The following is a 1,054-nucleotide window of genomic DNA, read 5'->3' as shown; positions in this document are numbered from 1 at the left end:
TTGCTAGGAGTTTCGTTAATATTAGTTGCTTCAAATCTAGATGAATTATCTGTTTTACAAAAGAAAGAAAACACAAAAAGTACAAAAATACAACAACAAGAAACAATCAATAATATAACAACACAATAACACAAAAATGTAGACTATTCCACCCTAGAAAAACTACTAAAACAAAAGAAATGGAAAGAAGCTGATGAAGAAACTTCTCGTTTAATGTTGAAAGTTGCGGAGCGAGAAGAGCAAGGATATCTAGGAGGACAAGATATAGAAAATTTTTCTTGTACAGACCTCCGCACAATTGACCAACTTTGGGTAAAATCTAGTGATGGTAAGTTTGGCTTTTCTGTACAGAAGAAAATTTATCAGAGTTTGGGTGGAAAAAAAGAGCATAATAGAGAGGTATGGGAAAAATTTGGAGAGAAAGTAGGATGGAGAAAAGGAGACGAATGGTTGAACTACGATGAGCTAACCTGGACACGAGATACTGAGACGCATTACACGGGGCACCTCCCTTTGGGGAGGTGTTGTGGGGTGATGGTATTGGATGGGTCTCGGCTATCTCGCGCAGAGACTTGTAGACTGTAACATATAAGCGTTTCAGCCGTCAACAGAAAAAAGTTTTGGGAACTAAATTTTACGAGTTTTCTTGATTTGAGCATTTTTAATACCCTGTTTCAGTTATCAATTATCAGAGAACTTTACCTATGTTCTATTCCTCAATAATATTCTGATTCTCTAACCATTCACGAAACTCACGGAGTAAAGCATTCTCACCTTTTTCTCCTCGCCTAATGAGAAAACTTAAAATAACTGACTTAGATAAAATTGGCAAAACATTTTACTTTTCTTGCTCCTGATAACTCCCCTCTTTCAAACAATAAATAAACAACTTTTCCCCATCAAATCTCCATATTTCTCTGACACCTAAAGCAGCATAAATTGTTAAACGTTCTAAAGAACTACTGGTAATATCAATCTCAATTGCTAAATATGGAGGTGGGTCATTATTAAAATCAAACCTAATTTTACCTCGTACTAATTCCTCATTAGTAAA

At 35.3% G+C, this 1,054-nt stretch carries 2 protein-coding genes and 1 pseudogene; 1 reads left to right on the top strand and 2 read right to left on the bottom strand.

Annotation, left to right across the window (positions count from 1 at the left end; translation table 11 throughout):
* Window positions 1–144: 144 nt before the first annotated feature.
* Window positions 145–585 (top strand): annotated as a pseudogene (locus F6K22_RS41485) (GUN4 domain-containing protein); the annotation flags it as partial.
* Window positions 586–709: 124 nt separating this feature from the next.
* On the opposite strand, the gene F6K22_RS41480 reads toward F6K22_RS41485, so the two are convergent.
* Together F6K22_RS41480 and F6K22_RS41475 are read right to left on the bottom strand one after the other, a co-directional pair.
* Window positions 710–832, bottom strand: coding sequence for a hypothetical protein (locus tag F6K22_RS41480; protein WP_293111045.1), 123 nt, complete (start codon window positions 830–832; stop codon window positions 710–712).
* Window positions 833–838: 6 nt separating this feature from the next.
* The coding region (locus F6K22_RS41475; RefSeq protein WP_293111044.1) for a Uma2 family endonuclease at window positions 839–1,054 on the bottom strand (216 nt) is incomplete at its 5' end.

This window comes from Okeania sp. SIO2F4 (assembly GCF_010672385.1).
Classification (GTDB): domain Bacteria; phylum Cyanobacteriota; class Cyanobacteriia; order Cyanobacteriales; family Microcoleaceae; genus Trichodesmium.
Note: the sequence above shows the minus strand (reverse complement) of the source record. Positions and strands in the feature narration are given on the sequence as shown.